Source organism: Streptomyces sp. NPDC037126, assembly GCF_055605965.1.
In genome coordinates this window covers 13,554-32,225 of record NZ_JBVJTD010000029.1, presented here as the reverse complement: position 1 = coordinate 32,225, position 18,672 = coordinate 13,554, and the positions used below count along the sequence as shown (strand labels likewise).

The window sequence follows — 18,672 nt, the reverse complement described above, 5'->3', positions numbered from 1 at the left end:
GCGCGACCGGGCCGGTGCCGCGGACCCGCGGCCGTCCGCGCCCGCACGGCCGGCAAGTGCCCGAACTCGGCCAGATTTCCGGACGAGCCGACTCGCACCGTGTGCACGCGACCGGTGACGCGGTGTACTTGTTCCGACCGCGCACCGGAGGCCGACCGTCTGGAGACCGTCGTGACCGGCACCGACCGCATCGCCCTCGATCCCTTCGGCTCCGACATCACGGCCGAGAGCGCCCGGCTGCGCGCCCTCGGCACCGTCGTGCCCGTCGAGCTGCCCGGCGGCATCCCCGCCTGGGCGCCCACCGGCTACGACGCCCTCAAGGAACTGATCCTCGATCCGCGCGTCAGCAAGGACGCCCGCCTGCACTGGCGATTCTGGCCGGAGCTGGGGTCGCAACCGTCCTGGAGCTGGGTGTCGAACTGGGTCGGCGTGGTCAACATGCTCTCCACCCACGGCACCGACCACGCCCGGCTGCGCAGGCTCGTGGCGCCGAGCTTCACCCACCGGCGCACCGAGGCCATGCGGCCGCGCGTGGCGGCCCTGGCCGAGGAGTTGCTGGAGACGCTGGAGGCCGAGGGGGCGGGCGGCCGGCTGGTCGATCTGCGCGCGGGGCTCGCGCACGCGCTGCCGATGCGCATGATCTGCGAACTGCTAGGCGTGCCGGAGGAGTTACGGCCCGATGCGGCTCGGCTGATCGCCGACATCATGGACACCTCCGACATGAGCCCCGAGTTCGCCTCGTCCGTGCACGAGCGGATCGGTTCCGTGCTCGGCGCGCTGATCGCCCATCGGCGGACGCACCCGGGTGACGACATCACCACGGAGCTGATCCGGGTCCGGGACGACGACGGCGACCGGCTCTCGGACCAGGAGCTGCTGCACACCCTGCTGCTGGTGGTCGGCGCGGGGTTCGAGACCACCGTCAATCTGATCGGCAACGCGGCCGTTGCCCTGCTGACCCGCCCGGTGCAGCTGGCGGCGGTGCGCTCGGGCACGATCGGCTGGGACGCGGTGGTGGACGAGACGCTGCGGGTGCATCCGTCCATCGCCGCGCTGCCGCTGCGGTTCGCGGTCGAGGAGCTGAAGGTGGGGGACGTGACGATCCCGGCCGGGGACGCGATCATCACGACGTACGCGGCGGCCGGCCTCGATCCCGCGCACTACGGGCCGGACGCGGCCGTGTTCAACGCGGGACGGGACGCCGAGGACCATCTGGCGTTCGGGGTCGGGGTGCACCGCTGCATCGGGGCGCCGCTGGCCCGGTTGGAGGCACTGACCGCACTGCCCGCCCTCTTCTCCCGTTTTCCGGGCCTGCGCCTGGCCGTCGGCGAGGGCGAGCTGCGGCAGGTGCCCTCGTTCATCGCGCACGGCTGGCGGGAGATCCCGGTCCGGCTGGGAGTCTGACCGCACGGCGGGACGGGCCGCGGGGCCCCGACCGGTCCCCCGTTCCGGTCGTGCCCCGCGGACTGCCGAAACTACGTGTGCCGAGCGGCCTGGACCAGCGCACCGGTGCCCGGCTGGGGCCCCACGGCACTCACCTGTGCACAGCCGAGTCCGGTTGGTCCAGGTTCGCCGGGCCGAGCGCGGGTACGGCGAGTTCGCCGGTGACCAGATGGGCCAGGACGACCTCGTACAGATCGGTGCCTCCGGTCAGCAGCCGGCGTTCCAGGACGGGTTCGGCGGCCCGGACGTGTTCGCGCACGGTCTGGGCGTGTACGCCCCGTGCCTCGGCGGTGTGTTCGGCGTTGGCGTCGGCGGCGAGCCAGGCGCGCAGGGTGCCGCGCAGGTCCCGGCCGTCGCCGTCGAGGCGGCCGAGCAGACCCTCGGCCCAGGAGCGCAGCGCGCTCGTGCCGAGCAGGTCCGTGAACCGGGCCGGGACCGACTGGCCGCGGGCCGTACCGCCGGATTCGTACGGGCCGTGCGCCGCCTCGGTGTTCAGCGCGACATGGGCCACGGCGCGGACCGTCAGCGCGGAGAAGTCGGCGCCGAGCAGCGCGGCGGTCCGGTCCATGCGGGCGCGGACGGTGTTGCGGCTGACGCCGAGCACCTTGGCCGCACTCACCGCGGTGAACTCCAGCCCCAGCCGGGAGGTGGAGAGCAGTTCGGCGCGCACGTGGTACGGCAGCGTGTCGAGCGGGCGCAGCACGGCCGCGGACCAGGCGCGCAGGGCGGTGGGGTCCATGAGCCGTGCGGGGCGGGTGCGTTCGGCGTAGACGGCGGTCCGGTCGGTGCGGAAGCGGGCCACGGCGAGCGCGGTGACGGCCTGTCCGTAGGCGGTGGCGGTCAGGGCGAGGCGCTGCCGGGGGCTGCCGCCGAGGAAGGTGCCGGGCCGGCCGGCGACGACGGAGCGCAGCCGTTTTTCCACCCCGGCGGCCGGGCCGACGACGATGACGTGCTCGTCCACCGCAGGGCAGCGCACGACGAGTGCCCCGCCGCTGGTGGCCGCCGCGCATTCGTCGGCGAGCCGGTCGCGTTCGGCGGCCGCGCCCTCGACGACGTACACGCGGGCGGTGTCCTCCTCCAGCAGCCCGGGCCACAGCCCCGCGGCGACGCGGCGGGCGGAGACGGTGTCCTCCACCATGAGCAGTTGCAGGATGGCCAGGCGCAGATCGGCCGTGGCCCGCCGCAGCCGGTGTCCGGCCTCGGCCAGTTCCCGCTCGCGCAGGAGCAGTTCGAGCACCGCGGCGGTGTGGCCGAGGATCTCGGTGGTGTGCCGGTCGAAGGGGGCCGGGCGGGCGACGGCCAGTACGGCACGCGCGGCCGGGTCCGGGCCCGGCTGCCGTATCCCGACCAGTCGCACGTACCGGGCACCGTCCTCCAGAGCCGCGGCCGAGACCCGGCCGGTGGCGATGTCGGCCACCACCGCCGCGTCGAGCGGCAGGCGTCCTCCGGCGAGGAGTGTGCCGCGGGCGTCCTGCAGACACACCGAGGCGCCCGTGCTGCGGGCGAGCCAGGCCACGAGGCGGGGCAGATCGCGCCCGGCGGGCCGCAGTTGGCCGAGCAGTTCGCGTGCCCAGGCGTCGCCGGTCCCGTACGGCTGCCGGGACGCCGGGTCCTCGTCCGATCGGCAGGCCACGTTTCCTCCCCTTGTCGTCAAGTCGACCTGGGTGGTCGCACCGGGACGTTACCCGACACCTCGCGGCCCCGTCCTCGGCAGCGCTCCCGGCGGCCGGACATGGCTCCGCCGGCGGCCCTGGGGGGGGTGGGCCGCCGGCGGAGACGCCACGCCCGGGACGGGGGGAAGGCCCCGGGCGGCTCACAGGTCGCTTGCCCCGTATTCCACGACGTACACAGAGATCCCGAAGTACTTGCCGAACACCCCGGGACGATCCGCGGTCCGGGCGATCAGCGGGGCGAGCCGGGACGATCCGCGGGTGGGGCAGCCGACGGCGAACCGGGGCGCTCCGCAGGCCGGTCAGTCGGCGACGGGCCGGGGGGATCCGTGGACCGGGCAATCGCCGGGCACGAGCCGGAACGACCCACACGCCGAGCAGCCGACGCCGAACCGGTACAACCCGCAGACCGGGCGCTCGGCGACTCCGTGGTCCGGGCGGTCGCCGGGGGCCAGCCGGAACAACCCGCACGCCGGGCGGTCGCCGAGGGCGGCCCGGTGCGCCGACGGCGGGCAAGCCGGTCCGGCGCGGGCGTGGGCGTCACCCACGGGGTTGGTGACGCCCACGCCCGCACCACTCCGCCGCCCGACCGACGGACGTCGGGTGCTGCGCGTGCCGGACCCGGGGACGGCATAAGCTCGTCGAATGGCGAAGTACTTCGACGTGCACCCCGAGAACCCGCAGCCGCGCAGCATCGGCCAGATCGCCGAAGCCGTGCGTTCGGACGCGCTCATCGCATATCCGACCGACTCCTGCTACGCGCTGGGCTGCCGGCTGGGCAGCCGTGACGGCATGGAGCGGATCCGTTCCATCCGCCATCTGGACGACCGGCACCACTTCACGCTCATGTGCCGGGACTTCGCACAGCTCGGCCAGTTCGTACGGGTGGACAACGACGTGTTCCGGGCGGTGAAGGCGTCGACGCCCGGCAGCTACACCTTCATCCTCCCGGCCACCCGCGAGGTGCCGCGCAAGCTGCTGCACCCGAAGAAGAAGACCGTGGGTGTGCGCATCCCGGACCACGTGGTCACCCAGGCGCTGCTGGAGGAGCTGGGCGAGCCGCTGCTGTCCAGCACGCTGCTGCTCCCCGACGAGGAGGAGCCGATGACGCAGGGCTGGGAGATCAAGGACCGGCTGGACCACGCGGTGGACGCGGTGGTCGACTCCGGGGAGTGCGGCACCGAGCCGACGACGGTGGTCGACTTCTCGGGCGGGGAGGCGGAGATCGTCCGGCGGGGAGCCGGCGACACCTCGCGGTTCGAGTGAGCGGACCGGCGGGTCGGTCGGTCGGGATCTTGCATGGCAGCATGTGGTTGAACGCAGTACCGCGGGAGACCCGCTCGCCACCGAACCTTGGAGGCCTCGCCCCATGACCGCCGTACAGGGAACAGCCATCGACATCCGGGCCGCGGACGGCGTGGCCGACGCCTACCTCAGCCATCCGGACGACGGCCGCGCGTACCCAGGGGTGCTGCTCTACCAGGACGCCTACGGAGTCCGCCCGCAGCTGGAGTCGATGGCCGACCGGATCGCCGCCGCCGGCCACACGGTCCTGGTGCCGAACGTGTTCTACCGACTCGGCCGTACCCCCGTCGTCGACCTGCCGGAGTTCATCGACCCGGCCGCCGACCCGACCCTCTGGGAGCGGCTCGGCCCGGTCGTGTCCTCGCTGAGCCCGGACGAGGCCAGGCGGGACGCCGACGCGTATCTGGGCTGGATGGCGGAGAACCCGCTGGTCGCCGAGGGCCCCGTGGCACTCGTCGGTTACTGCATGGGCGCCCGGCTGGCGCTGCGCACGGCGGCCACCCACCCCGACCGCGTCGCGGCCGTGGCCGGCTTCCACGGCGGCCAGCTGGCGACCGACGCGCCCGACAGCCCGCACCGGGGCGCGGGCGACATCAGGGCCGAGGTCTACTTCGGACACGCCGACAAGGACCGCTCCCTGCCCGAGGAGCAGATCCGGCGCCTGGAGGAGGCGCTGACCGCCGCGGGCGTGCGGCACACCTGCGAGGTCTACCCGGGTGCCGGGCACGGCTTCACCCAGGCGGACACCTCCGCCTACCACCGGGAGGGCGACGAACGGCACTGGGCGGCCCTGCTCGACCTGCTCAAGCGCACCTTCTGACACTCGTTCAACACGTGTGAGGGCACCGGCCCGACGCGTGTGACGGCACCGGCTCACGGCGCCCGCGGTACGGCGGGCGCCGGACCGGTCCGGTCCAGATCATTGACATGCACGCATCCCGGCACGAGTCTGAGAGCGCTCTCAAAGAGGTACGGACCAATTCCGTACGACCCCGACCCCACACGGAGGTGGAGAGTGCTGCACAGATTCACGCGCCCCGCGCTGCCGCTCGCGGCAGCGGCGGCCCTGGTCGGCGGACTGCTCGCGCTCGGTGCCCCGGACCGTGCCGGAGCCGCCGTGCCGGACACCCTTCCGCTGAAGATCACCAACAACTCGGGCCGTTCCGGCCCCGTCTACGTCTACGACCTCGGCACCCAGCTCTCCTCGGGACGGCAGGGCTGGGCCGACGCGAACGGCGTCTTCCACGCCTGGCCGGCGGGCGGCAACCCGCCGACCCCGGCGCCCGACGCGGCGATCGCGGGCCCGGCCACCGGCCAGTCGGCCACGATCCGCATTCCGAAGTTCTCCGGGCGGATCTACTTCTCCTACGGCCAAAAGCTCGTCTTCAGGCTCACCACCGGCGGACTGGTGCAGCCTGCGGTGCAGAACCCGTCCGACCCCAACCGCGACATCCTCTTCAACTGGTCCGAGTACACGCTGAACGACTCCGGGCTGTGGCTCAACAGCACCCAGGTGGACATGTTCTCGGCGCCGTACGCGGTCGGGGTGCAGCGGTCCGACGGCAGTGTGAGCACCACCGGCCACCTGAAGTCCGGTGGCTGGAGCGGCTTCTTCGGAGCCCTGCGCGGTCGGCCGGGCGGCTGGGGCGGCCTGGTCCAGACGCGGTCGGACGGCACCGTGCTGCGTGCCCTGTCCCCGCTGTACGGCGTGGAGACCGGTGCGCTGCCGGCCGGCGTGCTGGACGGCTTCGTCAACCGGGTGTGGCAGAAGTACACGACGTCCACGCTGACGGTGACACCGTTCGCCGACCGGCCCGGCACGCGTTACTTCGGGCGGGTCTCGGGCGGCGTCATGAACTTCACCGACTCCTCCGGCGCCGTCGTCACCAGCTTCCAAAAGCCGGACGCGGACAGCGTGTTCGGCTGCCACAAGCTGCTGGACGCACCCAACGACGACGTCCGCGGGCCCATCTCCCGTACGCTGTGCGCCGGTTTCAACCGTTCGACGCTGCTGGTCGACCCCAGCCAGCCGGACACCTCGTCGGCGGACTTCTACCGGGACGCCGTGACCAACCAGTACGCGCGCGCGGTCCACGCGCAGATGGCCGACGGCAAGGCCTACGCGTTCGCCTTCGACGACGTCGGCGATCAGGAGTCGCTGGTCCACGACGGCAGCCCGCGGCAGGCGTATCTGACACTGGATCCGATGTCCTGACACGCGAGGGTCCCGCACCCCGGCCGGCTGCCGGGGGCGGGACCTGCGTGTGTGGGTCAGCCGGTCGTCAGGGCGGCGTCGTCCACGACGAAGCTCGTCTGGAGCGAGGAGTCCTCGACGCCGTTGAACTTCAGCGTGACCGTCGAGCCCGCGAGCGAGGACAGGTCGAAGGACTTCTGGCTGTAGCCCGAGGCCTTGTTGAGGTTCGAGTAGGTCGCCAGGGGCTTCGAACCGGCGGTCACCGTCAGCTTGTCGTACGCGGTGCTGGTGGTGGTCTCCGCGGAGTCGACGTGCAGGTAGAAGGTCAGCGTGGCCTTGCAGCCGGCCGGGATCGTCACCGACTGGGACAGCGTGTCGGTGTGCGAGGTGCCGTAGCCGTCCATCCACGCCTTGTAGGAACCGCCGTGCGCCGCCTCACCGGTGTCGTTGGTGATGACACCGCTGCTCGCGGTCCAGCCGGTGCTCCCCGACTCGAAGCCCGGGTTGGCCAGCAGCTGGGTCGAGGTGCAACCGCCGCCTCCACCGCTGGGGTTGACCGTCCAGCTGAAGCTGGCGGTGCCGGTCGCGCCGGTGGAGTCGGTCACCGTGACGGTGGTGCTGCTCGTGCCCGCCGTGGTGGGTGTGCCGGAGATCAGGCCGGTGGAGCTGTTGATGGACAGGCCCGCGGGCAGACCGGAGGCACTGTACGTCAGCGCGCCGCTGTTGGTGCTGCTCGCCTGGACCTGCAGGCTCACGGCCGTACCGACGGTGGAGGTCTGGTTGCCCGGGTTGTTGACCGTCACCCCGTTGCCGGGCGGCGTGACGTGGCTGCCGACGTTGATGCCGGCGAAGGCGTTGGCGACTCCGGCGTACTGGGTGGAGTTGGCGCCGTACAGCGCGGTGGCCGCGTTCAGGGCGGCCGTACGGGCGCCCGCGTAGTTGGTGCTCGACGTCATGTACGACGTCAGCGCCTTGTACCAGATCTGCAGCGCGGCGGCCCGGCCGATGCCGGTGACGGCGACGCCGTCGGAGGTCGGGCTGTTGTAGGTCACACCGTTGATGACCTTGGTGCCGCTGCCCTCGGACAGCAGGTAGAACATGTGGTTCGCCGGGCCCGAGGAGTAGTGCACGTCGAGGTTGCCGACGCCCGAGTACCAGCTGTCGGCGGAGCCGCCGTCCTTGCTGGGCTTGTCCATGTAGCGCAGCGGGGTGCCGTCGCCGTTGATGTTGATCTTCTCGCCGATGAGGTAGTCACCGGGGTCGGAGGCGTTGTTGGCGTAGAACTCGACGCCGGTGCCCATGATGTCGCTGGTCGCCTCGTTCAGGCCGCCGGACTCACCGGTGTAGTCGAGGCCCGCGGTGTTGGAGGTGACGCCGTGGCTCATCTCGTGGCCTGCGACGTCGAGGGCGGTCAGCGGGTCGTTGTTTCCGGAGCCGTCGCCGTAGGTCATGCAGAAGCAGCTGTCGTCCCAGAACGCGTTCACGTACGAGTTGCCGTAGTGCACGCGGGAGTAGGCGCCGATGCCGTCGTTCTTGATGCCGCTGCGGCCGAAGGTGTTCTTGTAGAAGTCCCAGGTCTCCTGGGCGCCGTAGTGGGCGTCCGCGCCCGCGGTGGCGGCGTTGGTGTTGGTCCCGTCGCCCCAGGTGTCGTTGCTCTGGGAGAACAGGGTGCCGGTGCCCGAGGTGCCGTGGTTCAGGTTGTACGTCTTGTGGCCGCCGCGCGCACCGTCGGTCAGCGTGTACGTCGAGCCCGACTGGGTCGTGGTCAGCGTCACCTGGCCGCTGTAGTGCGTGTTGCCGACGCCGGTCTCGATCCCCTGGTACCGGTACAGCTCCTTGCCGGTGGCCGCGTCCGTGATGACGTGCAGCTTGTTCGGGGTGCCGTCGTCCTGGAAGCCGCCGATCACGGTCTCCCAGGCGAGCTTCGGGGTGCCGTTGCCGGCCCAGATCACCTTGCGGGCGCTGTCGGCGGTGGTCTTCTTGCCGTCGAGCGCCTTGGCGGTCTTCAGGGCCCTGGTCTCGGCGGCGGACTTGGCGAAGGTCGCGGTGGTCGACGCGACCTGGATGCGGTGCTTGTTGTTGTACGTGGCGCTCACGGTCCCGGCCGCCAGCGAGGCGGGCGGGGTGTGCACGACGAGGTCGCCGCCGAGCACGGGCAGGCCCGCGTAGGTGCGCTCGTAACGCGTGTGCACCGTGCCGTCGTTGTCCTTGACGACGTCCTTGACGACCAGCTTCTCCTTGGCGCCGAGGCCGAGGGTCCGCGCCGTCGCGGCGCTGTTGTCCTGGGCGCTCTTCAGCAGCGCGCTGTGCTGGGCGGGGCTGAGCTTGGCCTCCAGGCCGCCGGTGCGCAGGGGGCTGGGGTGGGCGGCGGTGGGGGTGGCGGTAGCCGGGACCGCCTGGATGCCGACGGCGAGGAAGGCCGCGGTGGAGACCAGGGCGGCTCCGACCGTGGTCCGCTTGCTGAACGAACGTCCCTGGGGAAGACGTCCTCGAGTAACGGGTCTGTGGGGTCTCACTCGTACTCCTCCTGCTGCGGCCGCCGGGTCGCGGCCGGTGACAGACCGGACAGACGGGTCTGCTGCCCGGGCGAGCTGAGCTGTGCGGGACCGTGATCCGCGAAGAGAGCGTGGGGGATCAGCGTGCTGGGGGAGGATGACAGGATTGACCAAGCCATGTCACGCGAAGAAGAGCCAATCGAGGGTTTTCCCTATGAGTGGGCTCGTACCCTGGTGACGCCCAAATCTCTTTGCTGCAAAGTTGCTTGACGCTGTATCAGCTTCTGCGAGCGGACCGCAAGCGGTCCGCTCCCGAGCACCGTCAGTAGCGGCTGTTCATGGCCTGCCGTACCTCGTCGAGGGTGACCTCGGCGATGGCGTTCGCGCGGGCGTTGCCCTCGCGCAGCACCTCGCGCAGGTACCCCCGGTCCTGGGCGTACCGCGCGCGCCGGGCGCGCATCGGTGCCAGGTACTCGTTGACCGCCTCGGTGACGTGCCGCTTCAGTGCGCCGGCCCCTCCGGAGCCGATCTCGTCGGCGACCTCTTCGGGTGCCCGGTCCTGGCAGAGTGCGGCGAGGAGGACCAGGGAGGACACCTCGGGGCGGCCGACCGGGTCGTAGGTGATGTGCCGCTCGGCGTCGGTCTTCGCGCCCCGGATCAGCCGGGCCGTCTCGTCGGCGTCCGCGGCGAGCGCGATGGCGTTGCCACGGCTCTTGCTCATCTTGGTGCCGTCGGTGCCGAGCAGGAGCGGGGCCCGCGACAGCAGGGCCTCCGGCTCGGGCAGGACGGCAGCGCCCCTGCCGTAGCGGTCGTTGAAGCGGCGGGCGACGGTCCGGGTGATCTCCAGGTGGGGGAGCTGGTCCTGGCCGACGGGGACCAGGTTGGCCTTGCAGAAGAGGATGTCGGCGGCCTGGTGGACGGGATAGGTGAACATCAGTCCGCTGACGGCGGCCTGCCGCGAGTGGGCGATCTCGTCCTTCACGGTGGGGTTGCGGTTCAGTTCGGCGACCGACACCAGGCTGAGGAACGGCAGCAGCAGCTGGTTCAGCGCGGGCACCGCGCTGTGCGTGAAGATCGTGGTCCTGGCCGGGTCGACGCCGACGGCGAGGTGGTCCAGCAGCAGCTCCTCGACGTGCCCGGTCAGGTTCTCGGCCACGTCGCGGTCGGTCAGCACCTGGTAGTCCGCGATGAGCACGAACGTCTCCACCCCGAGGTTCTGCAGTCCGACCCGGTTGTGGAGCGTGCCGAAGTAGTGCCCGAGGTGCAGCCGGCCGGTGGGGCGGTCCCCGGTCAGCATCCGGAACCGTCCTGGCTGTGCGCGGACCAGTTTCTCCAGCACCGCGCTGCGGGTCCGCGCGGCGGAGCTCCCGAGTCCGTCGGCGGGAGCCGCTCCCGCGGCGACGGTGCTCTCGGTGGCGTACGGCATGGGGTTCATGGGTTCTCCTGGTGGGTGTCCGCCGCCGTCAGGACGGCGCGTGCACCCCTGGACCAGGGGACGCGAAAGGGCCGTCCGTTCGAACGGCCCGGTGGTCATGACTGAGGGTGGCCGCTCCTACGAGGAGCGCCACCAGCTCAGACACGACGAACGATGCATGCGCCGATCATAGCCCGAGGTGTCCCGGTTCCACGGGCGCCGCTTCCGGGGCTCCGCGGCAGTGGCGCGCCGACGGTGCCAACGCGCCCGCGTGACACGCGGGTTGAGCAGGGCCCCGGCGTCCCGCCCGCGACCGGGACGTTGTTACGGTGCACCGCGTGTCTGACTCCTCACGCGATACCGCACAGGGCGCCGGCTGGGGCTCGGCCGAACCGGGTGCCTACAAGCAGCTGATGCCGGACCACGTCGAGAAGCTGTCGTGGCTGAACCCCGGGACGCTGTGGGCCGCCCGCAACGGTGTGCTGGCGTCCTGGTTCGGCGATCCGACCGGCCGTACGCGAAGCCGCTGGGTGGCCCGGCGGGAGGCCGCGGGGGCACCGGCCGACAAGGTGATCCACCGGGAGGTCCCGGACCGGTTCTCCTTCATGGTCATCGGGGACACCGGTGAGGGCGACGACTCCCAGTACGCCGTGGTGCCGGGCTTCCTGAAGACGAGCCGGGACACCGAGTTCGCGGTGATAGCGAGCGATGTCATCTACCCGGTGGGCAGCACCGACGACTACGGCCGCAAGTTCTTCCGGCCGTACCGGGACTACCCGGCGCCCATCTACGCGATACCCGGCAACCACGACTGGTACGAGGACCTCGGCGCCTTCATGCGGGTCTTCTGCGCCGACACCCCGCCGCTCGACCCCGAGCCCCGGCCGCGCCCGCTCGGCCGCGCCTGGTGGCGGGCGCTGCTGTGGCACCGGCCGCGCCCGGCTGACGAGCAACGGCTCGCCGCCGCAAGGCAGTTGCGCTCCGCGCCGGGCCAGCGGGCCGTACAGCCCGGACCCTACTGGGCGATCGACGCGGGCCCCCTGCGGATCGTCGGCATCGACACCGGTCTGCTGGGCACGATCGACGCCGAACAGGGCGCCTGGCTGCGCGAGGTGTCCCGGGGGCCCAGGCCCAAGATCCTGATCACCGGGTCACCGCTGTACGTCGACGGCGAGCACCACCCGTGCCCCATCGAGGGCGGCGGGACGGTCGACGACATCGTCCGGGGCCCGGAGCACCACTACGTGGCCGCGATCGGCGGTGACATCCACAACTACCAGCGGTACCCGGTCGACGTGGCCGGCCGGACCATCCAGTACGTCGTCTCGGGCGGCGGCGGTGCGTTCATGCACGCCACGCACACCATCCCCCGGGTGTCCGTCGGAGGCGTCACCGAGCGCGACTTCCGCTGCTACCCGCTGCGCGGCGACTCGCTGGCCTTCTACAGCCGCCTGTACGGCCGCCGGCTGCGGCTGCGCCGGCTCTTCGCCCTGAGCGAGTCCGAGGCGACGGCCGTGATCGCCGAGCGGCTCGGCACCGAGCCCGGCCGCGCCCCGGGCCCGGACGCCCGGGTCACCCGGCGCACCCGCCTGGTCGCGAGCCTCCTCGGCGCCGGCGGACGTCCCGACCGCACCTCCCGGGTCCGGCTGCCGGTGCGGAAGATCTACACCCAGCTGTTCTCGCCGTCCTCCGCCACCTACAGCCCGCCCTTCTTCAAGTCCTTCCTGCGTCTGGACGTCACCGGGGACGCGGTGCGGCTGCGCTGCTTCGCGGCGACCGGCAACCGGGCGCAGGAGGTCGACCCGCCGGTCGAGGACGAGATCACGATCCCGCTGAAGTGAACCGGCGGGAGCCGGTCCGCCCGGGTGATCCCGCCGGACGGGTCCCTCCGGATCCGATCACACGGTTGTCACACTCGGCTGCCAGAATCGGGGGAGCCGACGTACGACCGCTGGAGGAGCCCGTGGCGTCCACCCCTCGCCCCCTGCGCAGGCTGGGTTTCCTCACCATCGGGCTCTTCGACCCGGCGGATCCGGCCCGGGGCCACGAGTCGACGCTCGAGATCATCGAGCTGGGCGAGCGGCTCGGGTTCGACAGCGCCTGGGTCCGCCACCGGCACCTCCAGTACGGCATCTCGTCCCCGGTCGCCGTCCTCGCCGCCGCCTCGCAGCGCACCCGCCGCATCGAGCTGGGCACGGCGGTGACACCGCTGGGCTGGGAGAACCCGCTGCGGCTCGCCGAGGACCTGGCGACCGTCGACATCCTGTCCGGCGGCCGGCTGAACCCGGGCGTCAGCGTCGGCGTGCCCACGCACTTCGGGCAGGTCGGGCAGGCCCTGTACCCGGACACCGCGGACGCGGAGGACTTCGGTCACGAGCGGGTCCGGCGGCTGCTCGACCTGGTGCGCGGCGAGCCCGCCACCGACTTCAGCGGGACGGAGGGCTTCGAGACCTTCTCGGACGTGGTCCAGCCCCACTCCCCCGGGCTCGGGCGGCGGCTCTGGTACGGCGGCGGCAGCCTCCGCTTGGCCCGCTGGGCGGGCGAGCACGGCATGAACCTCCTGACCAGCAGTGTCGTCAAGGCCGATGATCCGGACGTGCCGCTGGACTTCGCCCGGATCCAGCTGTCCCAGATCCGGGAGTTCCGTGCCCACCACCCGGACGGCGACGCGGCCCGGGTCTCCCAGGGCCTGGTGGTGATCCCCACCGACTCGGCGACACCTGGGCAGCGCGCCCGGTACGCGGAGTACGCGGCCCGGCGCCTGCCCCGCACGGCCTCCCCGCAGGGCGCCGCACGGCTGCTGTTCGCGCCGGACCTGGTCGGCACCTCGCGGGAGCTGGCCGAACGCCTGCACGCGCACGCCGCGTTCCGCGAGATCGACGAGGTGGCCTTCGCCCTGCCGTTCACCTTCGCGCACGAGGACTACGTACAGATCCTGACGGACATGGCGACGGGGCTGGGGCCCGCGCTGGGGTGGCGGCCCGGCGGCTGACTCACCACCGGCCCGGCTCCGTGCCGGTGACCGGTTCGGACGGCCTGCCGTCCACCCCGACGGGCACGTCGCCCCGGAGCATCACCCGGTGCATGATCCGGGGAGCGCCGACGTGGGTGTGGTCGCCGGGGGCCAGATGGATGGTGGCCCGGTTGTCCCAGAAGGCGACGCTGCCGGGCTCCCAGCGGAAGCGGACCGTGTACTCGGGGCGGACCGCCTGCTCCAGGAGCATCTCCAGCAGGGCCGCGCTCTCCGGGCGCGAGATCCCGACGAGCTGCTCCAGGTAGTAGCCGTTCACGAACAGCACCCGCTCCCCCGTCTCCGGGTGCACGCGCACCAGCGGGTGCACGGAGGCCACCTGGTGGTCGAGGAGGTGGCGGAGGTAGGCGTCGTCGCCCGGCCGTGGCTGGTATCCGACGCCGAGCCGGTGCTCCGCGCGCAGCCCGTCCACGAAGGCCCGGACCGGCGCCGACAGCCCGGCGTAGGCGGCGGCCAGGTTGGCCCAGGTGGTGTCGCCGCCGTAGGGCGGTACGGCCTCGGCGCGCAGGACGGTCGCGGCCGGCGGGTCGATGCGGGCGCCGTGGTCGCAGTGCCAGCCGCGCAGCAGGGTGTGCCGGCGGCGCCGCAGCCACTCCTCGTGCTCCATGCCGAACCGGCCGCCCAGCTCCAGCCGGTCCGCCGTGGTCTCCACCTCGGGGAAGCCGGCCGGTGAGGCGCCGCCCCGGCGGCCGAGGACGACCGGTTCGCCGAAACGGCGGGCGAACGCGACGTGCGCGGCGTGGTCCAGGCGCTGCTCCCGGAAGAAGACCGCCTTCCAGCGCAGCAGGGCCCGCCGGATCAGGGCCACCACGGCGTCGTCGAGCGGTCCGGCGAGATCGGCACCGGTGATCTCGGCCCCGATGTGCCCGGCGACCGGCCTCACCTCCACGCCCGCGACTCGCTCCGGCTGGTCCGCTGCGGCCCTGTCCGTCGTCATGCGCGCTCCGATGTTCGTCGTACCGGCTCCCCGGAGATCGTGACACCCGGGCGCCGCGCGTGGCGCCGTGCGCCGCTCTCTTCCCGCCGTCCGGTTGATCACCGCTCACCGTATCCGTGAGGCTGGAGGGACGACACTGTCGAGGGAGGCTCCATCGTGAACGGCATTCCGGCGCACACGCTCAACGACGGTACGGCGATCCCGGCCGTGGGCCTCGGCACCTGGCCCCTGGACGATGCGGCGGCCGAGCGGGCCGTGCGGGGCGCGCTCGGCCTCGGCTACCGGCTGGTGGACACCGCGACGAACTACCGCAACGAGACCGGTGTGGGCCGGGGCGTCGCGGGCAGCGGGGTGCCCCGCGAGGAGCTGGTGGTGACGACCAAGCTGCCGGGCCGCCACCACGGGTACGAGGAGACCCTGGCCTCGTTCGAGGAGTCCCGGCGGCGGCTCGGCCTGGAGTACGTGGACCTGTATCTGATCCACTGGCCCAATCCACGCGTCGGCAGGTACGTCGACTCCTGGAAGGCGATGGTCAGGCTCCGCGAGGACGGTCTGGTCCGGTCGATCGGGGTCTCCAACTTCACCCCGGAGCACATCGTCCGGCTGGAGAAGGAGACGGGCGTGCTGCCGTCGGTGAACCAGATCGAGCTGCACCCGCTCTTCCCGCAGGAGGAGCTGCGCGCCTTCCACGCGGACAGGGGCATCGTCACCGAGAGCTGGAGCCCGCTCGGCCGAGGCAGCCATCTGCTGGACGACCCCGAGGTGGTGCGGATCGCCGCGGCGCACGGGGTGACGCCGGGGCAGGTGCTGCTGCGCTGGCACGTCCAGCTCGGCGCGCTGCCCATTCCGAAGTCGGCCGATCGCGAGCGTCAGCGCGCCAACCTGGACGTCTTCGGCTTCGAGCTGGACTCGGACCAGATGGCGGCGGTCGCCCGCCACGCGCCGCGCCGGCTCGGCGGGGACCCGGAGACGCACGAGGAGTTCTGAGCGCCCCGCCCGGGGAAGGGCGCGATCCGGGGTACTCGGGGCCCTTGAGGCGGACGTACGGAAGGAGCCGCACGTGGCAGCGGACGACCGGCTGCGGAGGTACCGCGGCAAGCGCGACTTCGCACGGACCCGCGAGCCGGCGGGCGAGGGCACGTCCGGCGGGGACGGCGGGCCCCATTTCGTGGTGCAGATCCACGACGCGAGCCGGATGCACTTCGACTTCCGGCTGCAGGTGGACGACGTGCTGAAGTCCTGGTCGGTGCCGAAGGGCCCGTCCAGCGACCCCGGGGACAAGCGGCTGGCCGTGCCGACCGAGGACCATCCGCTGGCGTACGAGGACTTCGAGGGCGTGATCCCCGAGGGCGAGTACGGCGGGGGCACGGTGATCGTGTGGGACCGGGGGACATACGAACCGCTCAGCCATGACCGCCGGGGGCGTCCGGTGGACTTCGCGGAGTCCCTGGAGGGCGGGCACGCCACGTTCCGGCTGCACGGCACCAAGCTGCACGGAGAGTACGCCCTGACCCGCTTCCGAGGCGGCGCGGACGAGGAGGAGTCCTGGCTGCTGGTCCGCAAGGGCCCGGCCCGGTCGGCCGGACACGGCACCCCGGACCCGCGGCGGGCCCGTTCGGTGCGCACCGGACGCACCCTGGCCCAGGTCGCGGCGGCCGGGGACGAGGACTGAGGGGCGGCCGGACCGGAGCCGGCACGGACACCGCGTTCCGGTGGTCAGGCGTCGGGGAGCGGCTGTTCGGCCCAGATGATCTTGCCTGCGCCCGTCTGCCGGCTGCCCCAGCGCTGGGTGAGCTGGGCGACCAGCAGCAGTCCGCGGCCGCCCTCGTCGAACGCGTGGGCCCGGCGCAGGTGCGGTGAGGTGGAACTGGCGTCGGAGACCTCGCAGATGAGCGCGCGGTCGCGGATCAGCCGGAGGTGGATGGGGGGTTCGCCGTACCTGATGGCGTTGGTGACGAGTTCGCTGACGACGAGTTCCGTGACGAAGGCGGCCTCCTCCAGCCCCCAGGCGGCCAGTTGCTCCCCGGTGGCCTGCCTCAGGACCGCGACATGGGCGGGGTCGGGCGGGACGTCCCAGGTGGCGACCCGGTCTGCGCCGAGGGCGCGGGTGCGCACGAGCAGCAGGGCCACGTCGTCGCCGGGCTGGTCGGACAGGACGGCCTTCAGAACGGTGTCGGCGAGCGCCTCCAGGGAGACGGCGGGTGCGCCGAGGGCGCGGCGCAGCTCGGCCGTGGCGCCGTCCCGGTCCCGCTCGCGGTCCTCGACCAGGCCGTCCGTGTAGAGGGCGATGACGGCTCCCTCGGGCAGGTGCAGTTCCGTCGCCTCGAACGGCAGCCCGCCGACGCCGAGCGGCGGTCCCGCGGTCATGGGTACGAACTCCGCGGAGCCGCCCGGCAGTACGACCGCCGGGGCCGGGTGGCCGGCGGCGGCCAGGCAGAGGCGGCAGGTGACGGGGTCGTACACGGCGTACAGGCAGGTGGCGCCGAGTTCGGCGACCTCCTCGCCGCTGTCCTCGGCGACCAGGTGGGTGACCAGGTCGTCGAGGTGGGTGAGGAGTTCGTCCGGCGGAAGGTCGACGTCGGCGAGCGTCCGTACGGCGGTGCGCAGCCGGCCCATGGTGGCCGAGGACTGGATGCCGTGGCCCACCACGTCTCCGACGACCAGGGCGACCCGGCCGCCGGACAGCGGGATCACGTCGAACCAGTCGCCGCCAATGCCGGCCAGCGAGCCGCACGGCAGATAGCGGTGGGCGACGTCGACCGCGGCCTGTCCGGGCAGGCCGCGCGGCAGCAGGCTGTGCTGGAGGGCGAGGGCCGTCGCGCGTTCGCGGGCGAAGCGTCGGGCGTTGTCGATGCAGACGGCGGCGCGGCTGGCGAGTTCCTCGGCGAAGACGACGTCGTCGGGGCCGTAGTCCTCCGGGTGGGCCGTGCGGACGCAGACGGCGACGCCGAGGGTGGTGCCCCGGGCGCGCAGCGGCACCGCGATCAGGGAGTGGACGCTCTGCCGGTAGGGGCGGCCCTGGGGCGAGCGGGCGTTGCGCTCCTCCAGCCACCGGACGAACTCCGGCTCGCCTGCCTGGCTGAGCACGGCACGGCCCTCGCGCAGGGCCCGGGCGGGCGGCGAGGACGGCACGTAGACGTCGGTCTCGCCGACGGGCACGGCCGCGCCGGGGTTGCCGCGGCGGGTGGAGTCGTGGGCGACCCGCCGCAGTTCGAGCCCGTCGTAGGGGACCATCGGCGGTTCGTCCGCCCTGAGCACCCAGTCGAGCAGGTCGATGCTGGCGAAGTTGGCGAAGTGCGGGACGAGGAGTTCGACCAGTTCCTCGGCGGTGCGCACCACGTCCAGGGTGGTGCCGATGCCGGTGGAGGCCTCGTTCAGCAGGGCGAGGCGGCGCCGGGCCCAGTACTGCTCGGTGCTGTCGAGGGCGGCGACGGCGACCCCGGTCAGCTCGCCGGAGCCGGCGTGCAGCGGCCACATCTCCAGGCTCCACAGGTGTTCCCGGTTCAGCGAGGGGGCGTCGGCGAAGCTCTCGTAGCGGACGGGCCGGCCGCTCTCGGCGACCTCGCGGAGGTGGGTCAGGAAGCCCCGGTTGTGCTCGGCGTCCTCCACGGTCTCCGGGAAGTACCGGCCCGTGAGCGTGGCCTCGGGGACGCCCATCACCTTGGCGGCGGCGTCGTTCACGCGCAGGTAGCGCTGCTCCGGGTCGAAGACCGACATGGACATGGACGCCTGCTGGAAGGCCTGGGCGGCGAGCGCTGTCTCGGGCGGGTCGGACGTGACGACGAAGCCGGCGGGCCTGCCGTCGGCACCGGCGACGGGGCAGGCAGTGACGGCCACCTCGATCCGGTGGCCGTCGCGGTGGCGCAGGGTGACGACGCCGTTCCCCGCGGCGAGCAAGTCGCCGGGGGCCTCCTCGGCGAGCAGCCCGGCCACCGGCCGGCCCACGACATCGCCGGCCGCGCGCCCCGTGAGCAGCCGCGCGCCCTCGCTCCACCCGGTCACCCTGCCCAGGGCGTCGATGATCGCCACGGCGGCGACACGCTCCATACACCCCAGGATGATCCGATTGTCCCCGTGCCTCAACCGCGGGAGGAGCCGGCGAGCCGACAGAGAGCGGTGCCCTGGCTCGGGGCCCGCCGGACAGGCGAGCCCGTGCTGGAGCCGTGGTGCCGCTCCGGACCCC

At 72.7% G+C, this 18,672-nt stretch carries 13 protein-coding genes; 8 read left to right on the top strand and 5 right to left on the bottom strand.

Annotated elements, in window-relative coordinates; translation table 11 throughout:
- The first annotated feature begins 171 nt into the window (after positions 1-171).
- Complete coding sequence (locus ACZ7FF_RS38680) at positions 172-1,404, top strand: cytochrome P450 family protein (protein ID WP_470818616.1); 1,233 nt, start codon at positions 172-174, stop codon at positions 1,402-1,404.
- Positions 1,405-1,534: 130 nt separating this feature from the next.
- Here the strand turns inward: ACZ7FF_RS38680 and ACZ7FF_RS38675 are convergent, their stop codons facing one another.
- Complete coding sequence (locus tag ACZ7FF_RS38675) at positions 1,535-3,076, bottom strand: helix-turn-helix domain-containing protein (protein ID WP_470818614.1); 1,542 nt, start codon at positions 3,074-3,076, stop codon at positions 1,535-1,537.
- Positions 3,077-3,758: 682 nt separating this feature from the next.
- Here ACZ7FF_RS38675 and ACZ7FF_RS38670 point away from each other — a divergent pair.
- From ACZ7FF_RS38670 to ACZ7FF_RS38660, 3 genes are all read left to right on the top strand, one after another.
- Positions 3,759-4,379 (top strand): L-threonylcarbamoyladenylate synthase, encoded by a 621-nt coding sequence (locus ACZ7FF_RS38670; RefSeq protein WP_470818612.1) that lies wholly within the window; start codon positions 3,759-3,761, stop codon positions 4,377-4,379.
- A 103-nt stretch (positions 4,380-4,482) separates the two neighbouring features.
- Positions 4,483-5,238, top strand: coding sequence for a dienelactone hydrolase family protein (locus tag ACZ7FF_RS38665; protein WP_470818611.1), 756 nt, complete (start codon positions 4,483-4,485; stop codon positions 5,236-5,238).
- Between the two features lie 195 nt (positions 5,239-5,433).
- The gene (locus ACZ7FF_RS38660) at positions 5,434-6,633 is read left to right on the top strand and encodes a glycoside hydrolase family 64 protein (RefSeq protein ID WP_470818610.1); all 1,200 of its coding nucleotides are present in this window, start codon (positions 5,434-5,436) and stop codon (positions 6,631-6,633) included.
- A 56-nt stretch (positions 6,634-6,689) separates the two neighbouring features.
- On the opposite strand, the gene ACZ7FF_RS38655 is transcribed toward ACZ7FF_RS38660, so the two are convergent.
- Together ACZ7FF_RS38655 and trpS are read right to left on the bottom strand one after the other, a co-directional pair.
- Positions 6,690-9,128 (bottom strand): M4 family metallopeptidase, encoded by a 2,439-nt coding sequence (locus ACZ7FF_RS38655; protein WP_470818608.1) that lies wholly within the window; start codon positions 9,126-9,128, stop codon positions 6,690-6,692.
- Positions 9,129-9,429: 301 nt separating this feature from the next.
- Positions 9,430-10,542 (bottom strand): tryptophan--tRNA ligase, encoded by a 1,113-nt coding sequence (gene trpS, locus ACZ7FF_RS38650; protein WP_470818606.1) that lies wholly within the window; start codon positions 10,540-10,542, stop codon positions 9,430-9,432.
- Between the two features lie 317 nt (positions 10,543-10,859).
- Between trpS and ACZ7FF_RS38645 the strand changes: the two genes are divergently transcribed.
- Together ACZ7FF_RS38645 and ACZ7FF_RS38640 are read left to right on the top strand one after the other, a co-directional pair.
- Positions 10,860-12,362, top strand: a complete 1,503-nt coding sequence (locus ACZ7FF_RS38645) for a metallophosphoesterase family protein (protein WP_470818604.1) — start codon at positions 10,860-10,862, stop codon at positions 12,360-12,362.
- Positions 12,363-12,484: 122 nt separating this feature from the next.
- On the top strand, positions 12,485-13,513 hold the full coding sequence (locus tag ACZ7FF_RS38640) for an LLM class flavin-dependent oxidoreductase (RefSeq protein ID WP_470818602.1): 1,029 nt from the start codon (positions 12,485-12,487) through the stop codon (positions 13,511-13,513).
- Between the two features lies 1 nt (position 13,514).
- On the opposite strand, the gene ACZ7FF_RS38635 is transcribed toward ACZ7FF_RS38640, so the two are convergent.
- A complete protein-coding gene (locus ACZ7FF_RS38635; protein ID WP_470818600.1) occupies positions 13,515-14,489 on the bottom strand; it encodes a TauD/TfdA dioxygenase family protein in 975 nt (324 codons plus the stop codon).
- A gap of 156 nt (positions 14,490-14,645) precedes the next feature.
- On the opposite strand from ACZ7FF_RS38635, the gene ACZ7FF_RS38630 reads away from it, so the two are divergent.
- Both ACZ7FF_RS38630 and ACZ7FF_RS38625 read left to right on the top strand, forming a co-directional pair.
- Positions 14,646-15,476 carry an aldo/keto reductase gene (locus ACZ7FF_RS38630; protein WP_470818598.1) on the top strand — a complete coding sequence of 277 codons (831 nt, stop codon included), beginning with the start codon at positions 14,646-14,648 and terminating at the stop codon, positions 15,474-15,476.
- 73 nt (positions 15,477-15,549) lie between these two features.
- Complete coding sequence (locus ACZ7FF_RS38625; RefSeq protein ID WP_470818596.1) at positions 15,550-16,161, top strand: DNA polymerase ligase N-terminal domain-containing protein; 612 nt, start codon at positions 15,550-15,552, stop codon at positions 16,159-16,161.
- A 44-nt stretch (positions 16,162-16,205) separates the two neighbouring features.
- On the opposite strand, the gene ACZ7FF_RS38620 is transcribed toward ACZ7FF_RS38625, so the two are convergent.
- On the bottom strand, positions 16,206-18,536 hold the full coding sequence (locus ACZ7FF_RS38620; RefSeq protein WP_470818594.1) for an ATP-binding SpoIIE family protein phosphatase: 2,331 nt from the start codon (positions 18,534-18,536) through the stop codon (positions 16,206-16,208).
- Between the last annotated feature and the right edge of the window lie 136 nt (positions 18,537-18,672).